At 63.1% G+C, this 15,313-nt stretch carries 14 protein-coding genes; 8 read left to right on the forward strand and 6 right to left on the reverse strand.

What is annotated here, in order from left to right:
• Window positions 1-5 precede the first annotated feature (5 nt).
• The 7 genes from Q0603_RS04970 to Q0603_RS05000 are packed head-to-tail and all read left to right on the forward strand — an operon-like array spanning window position 6 to window position 8,443.
• A complete protein-coding gene (locus Q0603_RS04970) occupies window positions 6-1,271 on the forward strand; it encodes a 3-isopropylmalate dehydratase large subunit (protein ID WP_298722949.1) in 1,266 nt (421 codons plus the stop codon).
• Window positions 1,268-1,786 (forward strand): 3-isopropylmalate dehydratase, encoded by a 519-nt coding sequence (leuD, locus tag Q0603_RS04975; protein ID WP_298722952.1) that lies wholly within the window; start codon window positions 1,268-1,270, stop codon window positions 1,784-1,786. The genes Q0603_RS04970 and leuD overlap by 4 nt, the downstream gene beginning before the upstream one ends.
• A complete protein-coding gene (locus tag Q0603_RS04980; protein WP_298722954.1) occupies window positions 1,783-2,664 on the forward strand; it encodes an isocitrate lyase/PEP mutase family protein in 882 nt (293 codons plus the stop codon). Before leuD ends, Q0603_RS04980 begins: the two co-directional genes overlap by 4 nt.
• Window positions 2,661-4,346 (forward strand): hydantoinase B/oxoprolinase family protein, encoded by a 1,686-nt coding sequence (locus Q0603_RS04985; RefSeq protein ID WP_298722957.1) that lies wholly within the window; start codon window positions 2,661-2,663, stop codon window positions 4,344-4,346. Before Q0603_RS04980 ends, Q0603_RS04985 begins: the two co-directional genes overlap by 4 nt.
• Window positions 4,343-6,415, forward strand: coding sequence for a hydantoinase/oxoprolinase family protein (locus Q0603_RS04990; protein WP_298722959.1), 2,073 nt, complete (start codon window positions 4,343-4,345; stop codon window positions 6,413-6,415). The genes Q0603_RS04985 and Q0603_RS04990 overlap by 4 nt, the downstream gene beginning before the upstream one ends.
• Window positions 6,412-7,026 (forward strand): isochorismatase family cysteine hydrolase, encoded by a 615-nt coding sequence (locus tag Q0603_RS04995; protein WP_298722962.1) that lies wholly within the window; start codon window positions 6,412-6,414, stop codon window positions 7,024-7,026. Before Q0603_RS04990 ends, Q0603_RS04995 begins: the two co-directional genes overlap by 4 nt.
• A gap of 10 nt (window positions 7,027-7,036) precedes the next feature.
• Window positions 7,037-8,443, forward strand: a complete 1,407-nt coding sequence (locus Q0603_RS05000; protein ID WP_298722964.1) for an FAD-dependent oxidoreductase — start codon at window positions 7,037-7,039, stop codon at window positions 8,441-8,443.
• A 64-nt stretch (window positions 8,444-8,507) separates the two neighbouring features.
• Here Q0603_RS05000 and Q0603_RS05005 read toward each other — a convergent pair whose 3' ends face one another.
• Both Q0603_RS05005 and Q0603_RS05010 read right to left on the reverse strand, forming a co-directional pair.
• Window positions 8,508-9,290: a MetQ/NlpA family ABC transporter substrate-binding protein gene (locus tag Q0603_RS05005; RefSeq protein WP_298722966.1), complete on the reverse strand. Its 783-nt coding sequence runs from the start codon at window positions 9,288-9,290 to the stop codon at window positions 8,508-8,510.
• A 194-nt stretch (window positions 9,291-9,484) separates the two neighbouring features.
• Window positions 9,485-10,279, reverse strand: a complete 795-nt coding sequence (locus tag Q0603_RS05010) for a MetQ/NlpA family ABC transporter substrate-binding protein (RefSeq protein ID WP_298722967.1) — start codon at window positions 10,277-10,279, stop codon at window positions 9,485-9,487.
• A 351-nt stretch (window positions 10,280-10,630) separates the two neighbouring features.
• Between Q0603_RS05010 and Q0603_RS05015 the strand changes: the two genes are divergently transcribed.
• The gene (locus Q0603_RS05015; RefSeq protein ID WP_298722969.1) at window positions 10,631-11,980 is read left to right on the forward strand and encodes a phenylacetate--CoA ligase; all 1,350 of its coding nucleotides are present in this window, start codon (window positions 10,631-10,633) and stop codon (window positions 11,978-11,980) included.
• A 22-nt stretch (window positions 11,981-12,002) separates the two neighbouring features.
• Here the strand turns inward: Q0603_RS05015 and Q0603_RS05020 are convergent, their stop codons facing one another.
• Genes Q0603_RS05020 through Q0603_RS05035 form a run of 4 tightly spaced genes read right to left on the reverse strand, consistent with a single transcriptional unit; the run spans window position 12,003 to window position 15,284 of the window.
• On the reverse strand, window positions 12,003-12,740 hold the full coding sequence (locus Q0603_RS05020) for an aspartate/glutamate racemase family protein (protein ID WP_298722970.1): 738 nt from the start codon (window positions 12,738-12,740) through the stop codon (window positions 12,003-12,005).
• The gene (locus Q0603_RS05025) at window positions 12,740-13,579 is read right to left on the reverse strand and encodes a GNAT family N-acetyltransferase (RefSeq protein WP_298722973.1); all 840 of its coding nucleotides are present in this window, start codon (window positions 13,577-13,579) and stop codon (window positions 12,740-12,742) included. Before Q0603_RS05025 ends, Q0603_RS05020 begins: the two co-directional genes overlap by 1 nt.
• A gap of 8 nt (window positions 13,580-13,587) precedes the next feature.
• Entirely contained in the window at window positions 13,588-14,430 is an 843-nt protein-coding gene (locus Q0603_RS05030; RefSeq protein ID WP_298722974.1) for an ABC transporter permease, read from the reverse strand.
• A gap of 2 nt (window positions 14,431-14,432) precedes the next feature.
• On the reverse strand, window positions 14,433-15,284 hold the full coding sequence (locus Q0603_RS05035) for an ABC transporter permease (RefSeq protein ID WP_298722977.1): 852 nt from the start codon (window positions 15,282-15,284) through the stop codon (window positions 14,433-14,435).
• Window positions 15,285-15,313 lie beyond the last annotated feature (29 nt).

A 15,313-nucleotide genomic window follows, 5' to 3' on the forward strand; every position in this document is an offset into this window, starting at 1 on the left:
AAGGAATGACATTAGCCGAAAAGCTGGTGGCCCGCGCGGCGGGAGTGACCCAGGTTCGGCCAGGCGAGGTGGTCATCGCCAAGGTTGACCTTGCCATGATGCATGATTCCGGCGGGCCACGCCGCGTCGCGCCCATGCTGGAACGCCTTCAGGCCAAAGTCTGGGATCCGAACCGTGTGGTGGTGATCTCGGATCACTTTGTGCCGGCGGTGGATGCGGAAAGCGCCAGCATCCTCGATCTCACCCGCAAGTGGGTGAAGGCGACCGGGGTGACGAAGTTCCACGACATGCAGGGCATCTGCCACGTGGTACTGCCCGAACGCGGCCATCTGCGGCCCGGCATGTTCGTGGTCGGCGGCGACAGCCATTCGCCGACCGGCGGCGCGTTCGGTGCCTATATGTTCGGTGTCGGCGCCACTGAGATGTGCGGCGTGCTGGTGACCGGTGAAATCTGGCTGCGCGTGCCGGAGACCATCCTGCTGCACTGGACCGGCAAGCTGGGCCTTGGCATCTCGGCCAAGGACATGATCCTCGCCATGTGCGCCAAGCTCGGCATGGATGGCGGCCGTTATCAGGCGATCGAGTATGCCGGCGAGACCATCTCCACGCTGTCCATGCAGGAGCGCATGACGCTGTCCAACATGGCGGCGGAGCTCGGCGCGCAGGCCGGTCTGATCGCGCCGGATGAGGTGACGCGCGACTATCTGCTGAAAGCGGGTGTGCCGGCTTCCGAGATCGACATCACGACCTGGCAGGCCGATTCCGGTGCCGCGGTTGCCGAGCGGCATGATTTCGATGCCTCGACCCTTTCGCCCATGGTCGCGGCGCCGCATAGCCCCGCCAACAGCGCGGCAGTCACTGAACATAAGGACGTGACTATCCATCAGGCCTATATCGGTGCCTGCACCGGCGCGAAGATCAACGACCTGCGCATGGCCGCCAGTGTGCTGAAGGGCCGCAAGGTGGCGAGCAGCACGCGGCTGCTGATCGCGCCGGCCTCGACGCGCACGACCGCGGAAGCTGCCGCCGATGGCACTTTGGCCACGCTGACCGAGGCGGGCGCCATCCTGCTGGCTTCCGGCTGTGGCGCCTGCGCCGGCTACGGTGCCGGCGTGCTGGCCGAAAACGAGACCTGCATTGCCTCCACCGCGCGCAACTTCAAAGGCCGCATGGGCGCAGGTTCGTCCAAGGTCTATCTCGGTTCGCCCTACACGGTTGCGGCTTCCGCCATCGCGGGCCGCATCGCCGATCCACGAGAGTTTCTGTCATGACGGCAAGCATCACCGGCCGGGTTTGGAAATTCGGCGATAATATCGATACCGACGTGCTGGCGCCGGGGCTTTACATGAAAGGCTCCATCGCCGAACTGGCGAAGCATTGCCTGGAGGCTGTCGAGCCGCGCTTCGCCAAGGAGGTGAAGCCGGGCGACATCGTCGTCGGCGGGCGCAATTTCGGCATGGGGTCGTCGCGTGAGCAGGCGGTGATGGCTCTGCACGAGCTGGGCGTCGGCGCTGTGATCGCACCGTCCTTTGCGGGCATCTTTTATCGCAACGCTCTTAATCTCGGTTTGCTGGCGCTAGTCTGTCCGGAGGCGGGAAAGATCCGTGCCGATGCAACATTGACGGTCGATGCCGTTTCTGCCCAGTTGCGGGATGCGGAGACCGGCGAAACCTATGCTGCCGAGCCGTTGCCGCCGCATCTGCTGCAGATGGTCGCTGATGGCGGACTGCTGTCATATCTGGAAAAGAAGTTGAGAGTACAACAGTCGAGGGAGGCGCAGGCATGAGTCAGCTGCGCGAGCGTTTACGCAGTGGCGGCATCGTCGTCGCTCCGGGAGTTTTCGATGGCCTGAGCGCGCTGGTGGCAAGCCAGGCGGGCTTCGAGGCCCTGTACCTGTCCGGTGCCAGCATCGCTTATACGCGCTTTGGCCGGTCTGATATCGGTCTGGTTTCGATGACGGAAGTGGCCGACACGCTTGGTGCCATCCGCGAGCGTGTGGAGACACCCATCATCGTCGATGCCGATACTGGCTTCGGCAATGCCTTGAACGTGCAGCGGACCGTGCGGCTGTTCGAGCGCAATGGCGCCTCCGGCATCCAGCTGGAGGACCAGTCCAGCCCGAAACGCTGCGGCCATCTCAATGGCAAGAGCCTGATTTCTGCCGCCGAAATGGTGGGCAAGATCAAGGCGGCGCTGGATGCCCGGAAATCCGAGGATACCCTGATCGTCGCCCGCACCGACGCCATCGGCGTGGAAGGCTTCGATGCCGCGCTGGATCGCGCCGGCCGCTATATGGAGGCGGGCTGCGATGTCCTGTTCGTCGAGGCGCCGCGAAGCCTCGACGAGATGCGCAGCATCACTGGCAGCTTCGGGCAGCACGTGCCGCTGCTCGCCAATATGGTGGAAGGCGGCAAGACGCCGCTGCTCTCTGCCGATGAGCTTGAGAAGATCGGCTATCGCCTGGCGATTTTCCCCGGTGGCCTGACCCGCGCCCTGGCGCATGCCATGACCGCCTATTTTGCGTCGCTGAAGCAGAACGGCACCACGGCGCCCTACCGCGACCGGATGCTAGACTTCTCAGCGCTCAACAACCTGATCGGCACGCCGGAGTTGCTGGAGCAGGGCGCGAAATATGATGCCTCCCGTTACGAGGACCGGCCATGATTGACCCGATTACCCTTGCAGTTCTGAAAGGCCGGCTGGAACAGGTCGCCGATGAGATGGACGCGACCCTGTTCCGCTCCGCGTTCAATCCGATCATCGCCGAGGCGCATGACGCCAGCCACGGCCTGTATCACGCCGAGACGGGTGAGACCCTGGTGCAGGGCAAGTCGGGCCTGCCGATTTTTGTCGGCGCCATGGCTTTTGCCGTAAAAGCCGTCATCGACAAGGCGGCCAAGGATGGCGATCTGGCCGAAGGCGACGTCTACATCTTCAACGACCCCTACGATGGCGGCACCCATCTCAGCGACTTCAAGCTGGTGCGGCCTTTTTTCCGTAACGGGAAAGTCTTCTGCTATCTCGCCTCGGTCGGCCACTGGCATGACGTGGGCGGCAACGTGCCGGGAAACTACAACCCGGTCGCCACTGAAGCTTTTCAGGAAGGCATGGTGATCCCGCCGGTGAAGCTCTATGCCGCCGGAAGGCTGAGGCAGGATGTCGTCGACATCCTGCGGGCGAACACCCGTCTGCCGGACAGCCTCTATGGCGACATGAACGGACAGGTGAATGCGCTCGATCTGGGCGCTCGCCGCCTGGCTGCCCTGCTGGATGAGTATGGCGATGACACGGTTGCCGAAGCGCTGGTGGAACTGAAGAGGCGCGCCGCGCTGCAGTTCCGCAGCCTGCTGCGCGAGCTGCCCGATGGCCGCTATGCAGCCGAGGATTTCCTCGACAATGACGGCATCCGCGACGAGGCCCTGCGTATCGGGCTGGAGATCGTGATCGAAGGCGACACCCTGACGCTGGATTTTACGCGCACATCGCCGGCCTGCGCCGGACCACTAAACATCGCGCGATCCACCGCCATCGCCGCCTGCTATGTCGCGATCAAGCATCTCTTCCCCGACGTGCCGGCGAATTCCGGCGTGCTGGAGCCTGTGAAGTTCGTCATTCCGGAGACAAGTCTGATCAGCGTCAAGGCCCCGAAACCGGTTGGCGGTTATACGGAAACCATTCTGCGCGTGATCGACGTCATCTTCGCGGCCTTCGCCCAGATTGCGCCGGACCGCGTCAATGGCTGCGCCTATGGGACCATCAATGCCCTGTCGCTGGCGGGACATCGCAAGGACGGCCGCCGCTGGGTGATGTTCAGCTTCTTTGGCGGTGGCCATGGCGGTCATCCGCAGGGCGATGGCCTCAACCACGGCAATGCGCCGATCTCGATGGCGACAATTCCGCCTTTGGAGATTCTCGAAGCGGCCTATCCGGTGATGTTCACCGAATGGAGCCTGCGTCCCGATAGCGGCGGTGCCGGCAAACATCGCGGCGGCCTCGGCGCGATCTACGAGATCGAGCTGCTGGAGGAAGAGGCCGACCTCTTCCTGTTCGGCGAACGCGGCAAATACGCACCGGCCGGAGTGCTGGGCGGCCATGCGGCGCAGCGCAACCGCTTCCTCTATCCGCATGCCGGCAAGCTGGTGGAGCCCGCCATGGTCTCCAAGCTGCATAACGCCAAGTTGAAGAAGGGCGAGCGAATCCGGCTCGAAACACCCGGAGGCGGCGGCTATGGCCCGCCATCGGAGCGCAAGCCGGAACGGATCGCCGAGGATCTGCGCCTCGGTTATGTGACAGAAGCGGGAGTTGCCCGTGATTATGGCCGCGATGCCAAGGAGGCAGCGGAATGACCGACCAGACTACTATCCCGCGCTTTGCCGTTGGCGTTGACGTCGGCGGTACGTTTACCGACGTGTTCTTTCTCAACGAGGCCGAAGGCCGCATCGATATCGCCAAGGTGCCGTCCACTCGCGGCGATCAGGCGACCGGCTTCATTGAAGGCCTGCGCAGCAAGGCCGAGCCCAAGCAGATAGCCACTGTCGTGCATGGCACCACAGTCGGCACCAATGCGCTGCTTGAGCGCAAGGGCGCGCGGACCGGCGTGATCACCACACGCGGCTTCCGCGACGTGCTGGAAATGCGGCGCCGCGACCGGCCCAGCACCTGGGGCCTGTGGGGCCAGTTCATCCCGGTGGTGCCGCGCGATCTGCGCCTGGAAGTCAACGAGCGCGTGCTGGCCGATGGCACTATCCGTGACGCCGTTGATCCGGCCGAGGTGAAGCGGGTGGCGCAGGAACTGCTCGCCCGAGGCGCTGAAGCGGTCGCCATCATCTTCATCAATGCTTATGCCAATCCGGAAAATGAACGGGCTGCTCTGGCGGCGGTGAAGGAAATCTGGCCGAATGCTTATGTGACGGCCTCGTCCGACATCCTGCCCGAGATCCGCGAATTCGAGCGCAGCTCAACGGCGGCGTTGAATGCTTATCTGCAGCCGCCGGTGGGCAGCTATCTGCGCAAGCTGGAAAACCGCCTGCAGGGCGATGGCTTCAGCGGTCAGCTTCTCATCGTGCAATCGAATGGCGGCGTGATGAGCGTCGACAGCGCTGCCAGCCGGCCGGTGCGTACCGCGCTCTCGGGTCCGGCCGCCGGTGTCATTGCCTGCCAGCATATCGCGGTCGCGGCCGGTTTCCCCAATGTCGTGACCTGCGACATGGGCGGCACCAGCTTCGACGTGTCGCTGATTGCCAAGGGTGAGCCGGCGATGAGCGCGCAGACCTCGATCGATTTCGGCATGGTGGTGCGGGCGCCGATGATCGAAATCACGACCATCGGCGCAGGCGGCGGTTCGATCGCCTGGATCGACCGTGGCGGCATCCTGCAGATCGGCCCGGAAAGCGCCGGCTCCGATCCGGGCCCGGTAGCCTACGGCCTCGGCAACGACCGTCCGACCGTGACGGATGCCAATGTCGTCATGGGCCGCATCGATGCCGAACGCCCCATCGGCGGCAAGCTGAAGCGGCTGGATGTCGAGGCTGCCAAGGAAGCGATCCGCAAGCATATCGCCGAGCCGCTCGGACTCGACGTCATGGCGGCGGCGGAAGCCATCATCAAGGTGGCCAACTCGCGCATGGCCGGCGCCATCCGGCTCGTCTCCATCGAGCGTGGTCACAATCCGCGCGACTTTGCGGCCATGCCGTTTGGCGGTGGCGGCGCGCTGCATGTCGGCGCGCTGATCAAGGAGGTCGGCCTGGCTTCGGCGCTGGTGCCGCGCTTCCCGGGCGTGACGTCGGCGCTCGGCTGCGTCATCGCCGATATGCGCCATGACTTCGTGCGCACAGTGAACAAGACGCTGGACGACATCGATCCTGCTGTCCTCGACGCGGCGATTTCGGAAGCAGCCAAAGAAGGTATGAGCCTGCTTGATCAGGCCGGCATTGCCTTCGAAGGCCGCTCGGTGCTGGTTGAGCTGGATATGTCCTATCTGGGCCAGACCCATACCGTGGCCGCGGCCTTGCCCGGCGATTTCACCAAGCCGGCCAAGCTTACCCGCGATGGCATCAAGGCTGCGTTCGAGGCGGCTTACACCGCCGCCTTTGGCCGCGTGCTGGAAAAGATCGGCATCCGCGTGCTGAACCTGCGCGTGGCCTGCATCGGCAAGCGTAAGAAGTTCGACCTCAGTCTGCTGGCACCGCCGGCGGAAGGCTCGGTCGAGGCGGCCAAGCGCACTACGCGCAAGGTCTGGCTCGACGGCGCCTGGCATGAGGCCGGCATCTATCGCCGCCTGGAATTGCCGCTTGGGGCCGTCATCCCCGGCCCAGCCATTCTGGAACAGCCTGACACCACGATCCTGATTGAAGCTGATCTCGTCGGCGAGGTGGATCGTTTCGGTAACCTGATCGTAAAGCGGAAAGCGGCATGAGCCTAGGCAAGTTGGATATCAGGCGCACGGCGCTGGTCATCGTCGATCTGCAGAATGATTTTCTGCATGCCAATGGCGCCTATGCGCGCGGCGGCGCCAACCTGCCGGGCGCGGCCGAATTGATCGCCAACATGAAGACGGTCACCGACGCGATGCGCCAGGCTGGCGGCTGGATCATTTCGACCCAGTTCACGCTGGTGCCGGGCCGTGGCGGCGAGCCGCTGATCAGCCCGCACCTGAAGCAGCTACGGCCCTTCCTGCAAAAAGGCGATTTCCTGCCTGGTGCCTGGGGGCACAGCCTGATCGATGAACTGGCGCCGGCCGACTTCGTCGTCGAGAAGGTGGCCTATTCGGCCTTCTATATGTCGCGGCTGGAATTCGTGCTGCGCAAGGCCGGCATCGATACCCTGCTGATCGGCGGCATCGTCACCAATGGCGGTGTTGCCAGCACGCTGCGCGATGCCCATGTGCGCGACTTCCATGCCATGCTGCTGACGGATGGCTGCGCTGCGTTCAGCCAGCAGGCTCACGAAGCCAGCATCGCATCGCTCGGCACGGTGGCGCCGAAGCTGACCTGCGCCGAAGCGGTGTCCCTGATCAAGACAGCATGAGGCTGAAGCCATGAGCAAGGTCCTGCCGGCCGCGGGCGTTGAATTCGCGCTGTCCGTTCCGGTGCTGGTCATCGGCGGCGGCGCCTGCGGCCTGGTCGCAGCCTTGGCGGCGCATGATGCGGGCGCGGAAGTGCTGGTGCTGGAGCGCGATCCATCGCCCAGCGGCTCCACCGCGATGTCTTCAGGCATGATCCCGGCTGCCGGAACCAGCCTGCAGAAAGCGCGCGGGGTGGACGACACGCCGGCGATCATGGCTGCCGATATCCAGGCCAAGGCTCATGGCGAGAACGATCAGGCCATGGTGGATGCGGTCTGCGCCGCATCAGGGCCGACCGTCGACTGGCTGGTGCAGCAGCACAAGGTGCCGCTGAAACTGGTCGAGGGTTTCCTCTATCCCGGCCATAGCAAGCCGCGCATGCATGCGCCGGCCTCACGCAGCGGCGCCGACCTGATTGCGGGCCTGCTGGCTGCGGCAAATGCTGCCGGCATCGACATTGTCTGCGACGCGACGGTGACCACGCTGTTCGCCGATCCGGATGGCCGCGTGCGCGGCGTCGCCTTGTCCCGTCCCGACGGCACGACCGAGCAGATCGGCTGCGATGCGCTGGTGCTGGCCTGCTCAGGTTTTGGCGGCAACGCCGATCTGGTAAAGCGCCATATCCCGGAGATCGCCGGCGCGCAGTATTACGGCCATACCGGCAACCGCGGCGATGCCTTGCTCTGGGGCGAGGCCTTGGGCGCTGCCGTGAAACATCTTGGCGCCTATCAGGGCCACGGCTCGCTGGCCATGCCGCATGCCGTGCTGATCACCTGGGCGCTGATGATGGAAGGCGGTTTCCAGGTCAATGCCAATGGCGAGCGCTTCTCCTGCGAGCATGACGGCTACTCCGAACAGGCGATGCGTGTCATCGCCCAGCCGGGCGGCTTCGCCTGGAATATCTATGACGAACGCCTGCACAAGCTGGGCCTGGATTTCGAAGACTACCGCGATGCCATGAATGGCGGTGCGGTGAAGTCTGCCGACAGCATCGAAGCCTTGGCCGCGCTGTGCGGCATGCCGCCAAAAGCCCTGGCCGCTACCTTGAAGGAGACGCAGGCGCTGGCGGCAGGGCAGGGGCAGGATCGTTTCGGCCGCGACTTCAGCAAGAAGCCGGCCCTGGCGCCGCCTTTCTATGCCGTGAAGGTGACCGGCGCACTGTTCCATACCCAGGGCGGCCTGAGCGTCGATACCGAAGCGCGGGTGCTGCGTCCTGACGGTCAGCCTTTGCCCAACCTGCTGGCCGGCGGCGGGGCCGCATGCGGCCTCTCCGGCCGTGGCCGCGACGGCTATCTGTCGGGCAATGGTCTGCTGATGGCGACCGTGCTGGGCGCCAAGGCGGGCAGGTCGGCGGCCGCGATTGCCGCCGGCAGAAGCTAAAACGTCTTTATCGTTGCCACGAATCTGTAAGGCGCGCCATGGCGCGCCTTACAGCATCGATCCCTTACCAGGTCGGCACGTAAGCACCCTTGAAGCGCTCAAGGACGAACGTCTTCACCGGCTCGGAGTGATAAGCCTCGATGAACTGCTTCACCCAGGGCTTGTCCTTGTCTTCCTCGCGCACGGCGATGATGTTCACCCAGGGGCCGTCCGAGGTTTCCTTGGCAATGGAATCGCGGATCGGATCGAGCCCGGCCTGGACCGCGTAGTTGTTGTTCACGGCAGCGGCGTCGACATCCGGCAGTGAGCGCGGCAGCAAGGCAGCGTCGAGTTCCTTGAATTTCAGCTTCTTCGGGTTTTCCGCGATATCGACGATGCCGGCAGTCACGCCGGCACCCTCGCGCAGCTTGATGACGCCGGCGCTGTGCAGCAGGAACAGCGAGCGCGCGGCATTTGTCGGATCGTTCTGGATGGCAATTGTTGCTCCGGTAGGAACTTCATCAAAGCTCTTGTACTTCTTCGAATAGAAGCCCATCGGCGAGGCGATGGTATAGGCCACCTTGGTCAGCTTCCAGCCGGTGCGGGAAATCTGGTTCTTCAGATAGGGCTCGTGCTGGAACGAGTTGATTTCGATCTCCTTGTGGGCCAACGCCTCGTTGGGGATCACGTAGTCGTTGAACTCCACAACCTTAATCTCCAGGCCGCGTTCGGCCGCAACCTTCTTGACCACGTCGAGGATCTCGGCATGCGGGCCGACGGTGCCGCCGACCCGGATTGGCTGGGCCTGCGCGACCGAAACCTGGAGAAGCGTCGCCGCAAGAGCGGCGGCGAGAAATCTGAAACGCATTGCTGATTGTCTCCTGAGGCTTATCAAAGCGGCATCCCGCTATAGGCCCGCAGCGGCACTGCGTAAATTGACGATCATTTGCGCTTCGATGAGATAACTTTTTACAATCCGCCATGTTGAATTTGCGACGCCTGCAAATAGAAACGGCGCCGGAGTAACCCGGCGCCGTTTGAAGCATTGATCTGATTTTTAGCTCACCAGGTCGGAATGATCGTGCCCTCGAACCGGGCGTTGATGAAATCCTTCACCGGCTGCGAGCGGTAGAGCGCGATGAAGCGCTTGATCCGGGGATCGTCCTTGCGGTCCTTGCGGGCGGCCCAGACGAGATGCCATTTCGACTGCTCGTTTTCCAGCGTGATCGACTCCTTCGGCTTCAGCCCCGCCAGCACGGCATAGTTCAGGGTGACCGTTGCGGCCGCGACATCATCCAGGCTGCGCGGCAGCTGCGCCGCATCCAGCTCGATCAGCTTGATGCCGCGCGGATTCTCGGCGATGTCGATCAGCGTCGCATTCAGCGGCGCATCGGCTTTCAGCTTGATCAGCCCTGCCTGCTGCAGCAGGAACAGCGCGCGCGAAGCATTGCTCGGGTCGTTCGGAATGGCGACCTGCGCGCCTTTCGGCAGATCGGCGGCGGATTTGAACTTCTTCGAATAAAGGCCCATCGGCACCACGATGCTGGCATCCAGCGGCACGATGTCATAGCCGCGCTGCTTCACCTGGTTCTGCAGATAGGGAATGTGCTGGAAGTTGTTGGCATCCAGATCGCCGCGGTTGAGAGCTTCGTTAATCTGCACCCAGTCGGAGAATTCGACGATTTCCGCCTTCAATCCCTCTTTGGCGGCGAGGTCGGCAGTAAAGCGCAGGATGTCGCCATAGGGACCGGCCGATACGCCGATCTTCAAAGGCGGCTGGCTCTGTGCCATGGCGGACAAGCCGGAGAGGACAAGGGCGCCCAGGGTAACGGCGGCAAGGACAGTGCGGCGAAGCATGATGATCGACTCCTGAAATGGCGGCCATCAGGCGGACCGCCGGTTTATCTAGGTCTGGGGTTGGGGCGGCCCAGGATGGCCGTACCTGGACATCGTTGTTCACGCCAATCGCCCTGCGGACAACTGAGAAAAAATATAATCAGCGGAAAGAAGAATTTTCGCCAATGCGGCTTGGCGAAAGTCCGCAGCCCGTGGCTAGAAATAGCCATGCCCGGTTTTACTGCCTGCTGTTGTTCATCCGCACGCGATGGCGCAATGGCGTCATTCTTACGCAGTGGGTTACTGGGAATTTAGCCGCTGCGGGCTAGTTTTCTCCTATTATCGCTCAATCCATCTCACCGAGTTCGCATAATGCAGATTTCAACGACATCCGTGCCGCCGTCGTCGCAGCCCTTTTGGGCGCCTGCGCTGGAAACCCAGAATCGTGCAGCCTGGCAGCAGCTTCAGTTCTCGCTGCTGAAAACCCATCTGCAGCATGCCTATGCCAACTCGCCCTATTACCGGGCCAGCTTCGATGCCGCCGGTGTCCATCCGGACCAGCTCCAGAGCCTGGACGACATCCGACGTTTTCCCTTCATCAACAAGAAGATCCTGCGCGAACGCCAGATGGCCGTTCCGCCCTTGGGCGACATTGTCGCAGTGCCCGAACGCGACATCGTCTATATCGCTGCATCCTCGGGTTCGACCGGCGTGCCCACGGCCTCGCCGTTTACGGCGCAGGATTTCGAAAACTGGATGGATTTTGAAGCACGGCTGTTCTGGTCCTCCGGCTTGCGGCCGGAAGACCGCTATTGCCACTCGCTGAATTTCTCGCTGTTCGTCGGCGGTCCCTGCGTGCTGGGCGCGCAGAAGCTGGGCGCCTTGTCGATCCATGCCGGGACCGTGCCGTCCGAGCGCCTGCTGCAGATTCTGCGGCAGTTTCAAGCGACCGCCATCTGGACGACGCCATCCTACGCCTGGTATCTGGGCGAAACAGCACAGAAGGAAGGCATCGATCTGCATAAGGATCTGGCCGTGCGCCGCATCTTTGTTGCGGGTGAGCCCGGCGGATCGATCCCGGAAACACGCGCCCGGCTCGAAGCGCTGTGGAACGCGCGCATCTACGACTATTACGGCCTGTCCGATATTTTCGGCGCCTGCGCTGGAATGTGCGAAGAACGGCATGGCCTGCACTGGGCCGAGGATCACATCCTGGTGGAAGTGCTCAACCCCGATGGCGAGCCGGTCGCTGAGGGCGAGCGCGGCGAGCTGGTGCTGACGACGTTGAAGAAGGCAGCCCGCCCGCTGATCCGTTTCCGCACCGGCGACATTGTCTCCTTCACCACCGAGCCTTGCCGCTGCGGCCGCACCTCCGCCCGCATGCTCGGCGTGCATGGACGGCTCGATGACATGCTGATCATCAAGGGTGTCAATATCTTCCCCAGCGATGTGGAGGAAGTCGCCCGCAAGGATCGCGATCTGACCGGCGAATACAGGCTGGTGGTTGAACGCGACCGGCATCTCGACATCCTCACGGTCGAGATCGAGCGCCGGCATGGCTTTAACGGCACTGACGAGGAACTGGCCGCGCGCTTCACGCGCCAGCTCAAGTCAGTGACCGGCGTGACCGCGAAGGTCGTGGTGCTGCCGCCCAACACCCTGCCGCGCGCCACCCATAAGGCCAAGCGGGTGGAAGACCGCCGCGGCAAGGTCTGGACCTGAGGCCTGTCCAAACAAAACGGAATTATTGTGGAAGTCTTATTGCCAGTTCAGGCGACAGGCCGATGCTGGCGATCGGCGAGGCAGCAGCGCTAGCGCCATTGGTCGCCGGGCGACCGGCTGCCGCAATGCGTTCCGCCATCTGGATCACCGCCACAACGCTGTCGATCAGCGGCACAGGCACGGAATCCTGAATGCGTGGCACCAGTCCGACCAGTCCTGCCCCAGCCAGAATGACATGATCGGCGCCGGCTTTCGCCGCCGCGTTGCAGGCATCGCTGAGGAGTTTCAGGCTGCCCTCGGGATCGCGGGCAATATCGCCGCCGGTCGGCGCAACCGTTTCCACTGTCGCAAGCTGGCCGCCAAGGCCGCGGCTCGCTGCGAACTCGCGCAGCATCGGCCCCCAACGCTCACCGCCGGTGACGATGCCGAAACGCTGGCCAAGCTCTGCCGCCAGATGCATCGAGCTTTCCGCCATGCCAAGTACGGGAACGGGGCAAATCTCGCGCAACGCATCCAGCCCGGGATCACCGAAGCAGGAGAGAACCACCGCGTCGAAAGTGCCGTCATCAGCCTTTGCCCAGGCATCCAGCGCAGCATGGCCTGCGATGGCGTAACTGCTCCGGCTGGCGACATAGGCGGCGCCGAAACGTCCCGTGACGCCGACCAGTTCGGTATCCGGCGCGGCGTGCTCTTGCGCTACCGCAAGAATCCTGTCTGTTACCGCCTGCGTGGTATTCGGATTGATCAGCAGAAGCCGCATCAGCCCAGCTCGAAGGTCGTGATGCCATACAGGCCGGTCATATCGATCTTTGGCGCGGCGCCTCTGTACATGCGTGCCGTCTCGAAGGCAGGTTTCAGCCCTGCCGCCTCGGCGAGCTTCACCGCTGCCGGATTGGTTTCCGGGACATCAAGAAAGACCGGGCCGCTGCATCCGCCAGCGAGAGAGGCGAACAGCGCTTCAGCGATCTGCGGCGTGGCCGCATAGAGGGGACCGACCTTATGCCCCTCGCGGCAGGGCCGGATGGTGCCCAGCCCCTGCAATTCGCCGTTCTGCACCACCGCCAGGCTGCGATGCCCGGGCGCAGTAAGCCAGCCCGAGAGGAATCCATCGCGCGGCGCGGGAAAGAAACGGCGGTCATAGGCCGTCAGTTTGTCGAAGGAAATGGTGGCCGGATCGGCGAGCGGCAATGCCGGTTTCGCAATCTGAGGATGGCCGCCATAGCGGATGTTGCGATGGGCAAGCTGGAAGCCCGAGCGGCGGTAATTCTCCTGCTGGGCCACCACGCCATCGAGCCCGATGGTGCGCGTGCCCAGATGCGCCAGTCCCGCCTGCCAGACGGAGAAGCCTAAACCCTTCCCGCGCCAGGCCGGCAGCGCGATATAGAAACCGAGAAAGCCGTAAGCCTCGCCATAGCGCACGACGGCGATGCAGGCGACCGGTTCACCGTCCACGACGCCGACCAGGAAGCCATGGGGATCGGCAGCATGAAACAGGGCGGCATCGTTCAGGCCCGGGTTCCAGCCTTCGCGCGCTGCCCATTCGACCGCCATGTCGAGCTGGGCGCGGCTCATCACCTGGATGGAAAAATCCTGTGTCATGGCGAAGTCTATACGCCCTTTCCGGCGTCCGAGCCGTGGCGGGCGCGGCGCCAGCGCAGGAAGGTCACCGCCCCGAGCGCCAGCACGATGATGAGGAAGGAGAAGGCGCTGGTGACGGTGCCAAGCGCATAAAGCACCGGCGTCGTCACGTTGGTGGTCATGGCATAGATTTCCAGCGGTAAAGTATTGTCGGTGCCTGCTGTCATCAGCGTGCGGGCGAATTCGTCGTAAGACAGCGTAAGGCCGAACAGCGCGATGCCGATCAGGCTGGGCAGGGTGATCGGAATCACCACATGGCGGATCACCTGCCAGGGTGAGGCACCGAGGTCGCGCGCCGCTTCCTCGTAGGATTTGTTGAAACGGTTAAAGACGGCGAACATGATCAGCAGGCCGAACGGCAGCGTCCATGTCAGATGCGCGCCCAGCGCCGAGCCGTACCAGGTGGTATCCCAGCCGATAATGCGGAATTGCAGGCCGATGCCCAGGCTGATCAGGATCGAAGGCACGATCAGGCTGGCGATCGCCAGATAGAAAATGACCGATGCGCCGCGGAAGCGGTGACGGAAGGCCAGGCCGCCGGACAGCGAGATCGCCACCGTCAGGAACATCACGATGATTCCAAGGACAAAGCTGCGCGTGAAGCTGCCTGCGAAATCGCCCACCATCTGCTTTTCCAGCAGATTGCGGAACCAGGTCAGCGACACGCCGCGCATCGGGAAGGTCAGCCCGCCTTCCGGTCCCTGGAAGGACAGGATGAAGATGGTCGACATCGGTCCGTAGAGAAACAGGACGAACAGGATGAAGAAGGCGCCCAGCAGGTAGAAGCTTTTCGGTCGCTTGCGGCCATGCATGGCTACAGCTCCCGGCGGATGTCGACAATCCGCATCATCGCACCGACCATCAGCAGCACCAGCGCCAGCAGGATAACGGCGTTGGCTGCCGCGGCGGGGTACTGCATCAGGGAGATCGCATTGGACATCATCAGACCGACCGAGGCACTCTGACCACCGCTCATGAAGCGCACGGTGATGAAATCGCCCATGACGAGGGTGACGACGAAGATCGAGCCGATGGCAATACCGGGCTTGCACAGCGGAATGATGATATTGACCAGAACCTGCAGGCCTCTGGCGCCCGCGTCATAGGCTGCCTCGATCAGCGAGCGGTCGATCCGCATCATTGAGTTGAAGATCGGCACGATCATGAACAGCGTGTAGAGATGCACGAAGGCGAGGATCACCGCAAAATCGGAGAACAGCAGGAATTCCAGCGGCTCGTTGACGATGCCGGCGCCAAGCAGGGCGGAATTGAGCAACCCGTTGCGTCCCAGAAAGGGAATCCAGGAAATCATCCGGATGATGTTGGATGTGAGGAACGGCACCGTGCAGATCAGAAAGCAGGCGGTCTGCCAGGTATCGCTGCGCACATGGAAAGCAAGGAAGTAGGCCACGGTGAAGCCGATCACCAAGGTGACCGCCCAGACAATGGCGGCATAGCGTAGCGTGTTGAGATAGGTGCGCAGCGTGACGGGGCTGCTGAGCAGCTCCTGGTAATTGGTCAGGACGAAATCGGGAATGATGCGGGCGAAATCGTAGTCCCAGAAACTGACCACGATGATGGTCAGGATCGGAACGACCAGGAAGGCGCCGAAGACGAAAGCCAGCGGTGCGACCTGCAGATAAGGGATGTAGCTTTTTGTCCGCATCGGAAATGGCCGTGCGGCTGAAACCGCAC

Source organism: uncultured Ferrovibrio sp. (assembly GCF_937960835.1).
Lineage (GTDB): Bacteria > Pseudomonadota > Alphaproteobacteria > Ferrovibrionales > Ferrovibrionaceae > Ferrovibrio.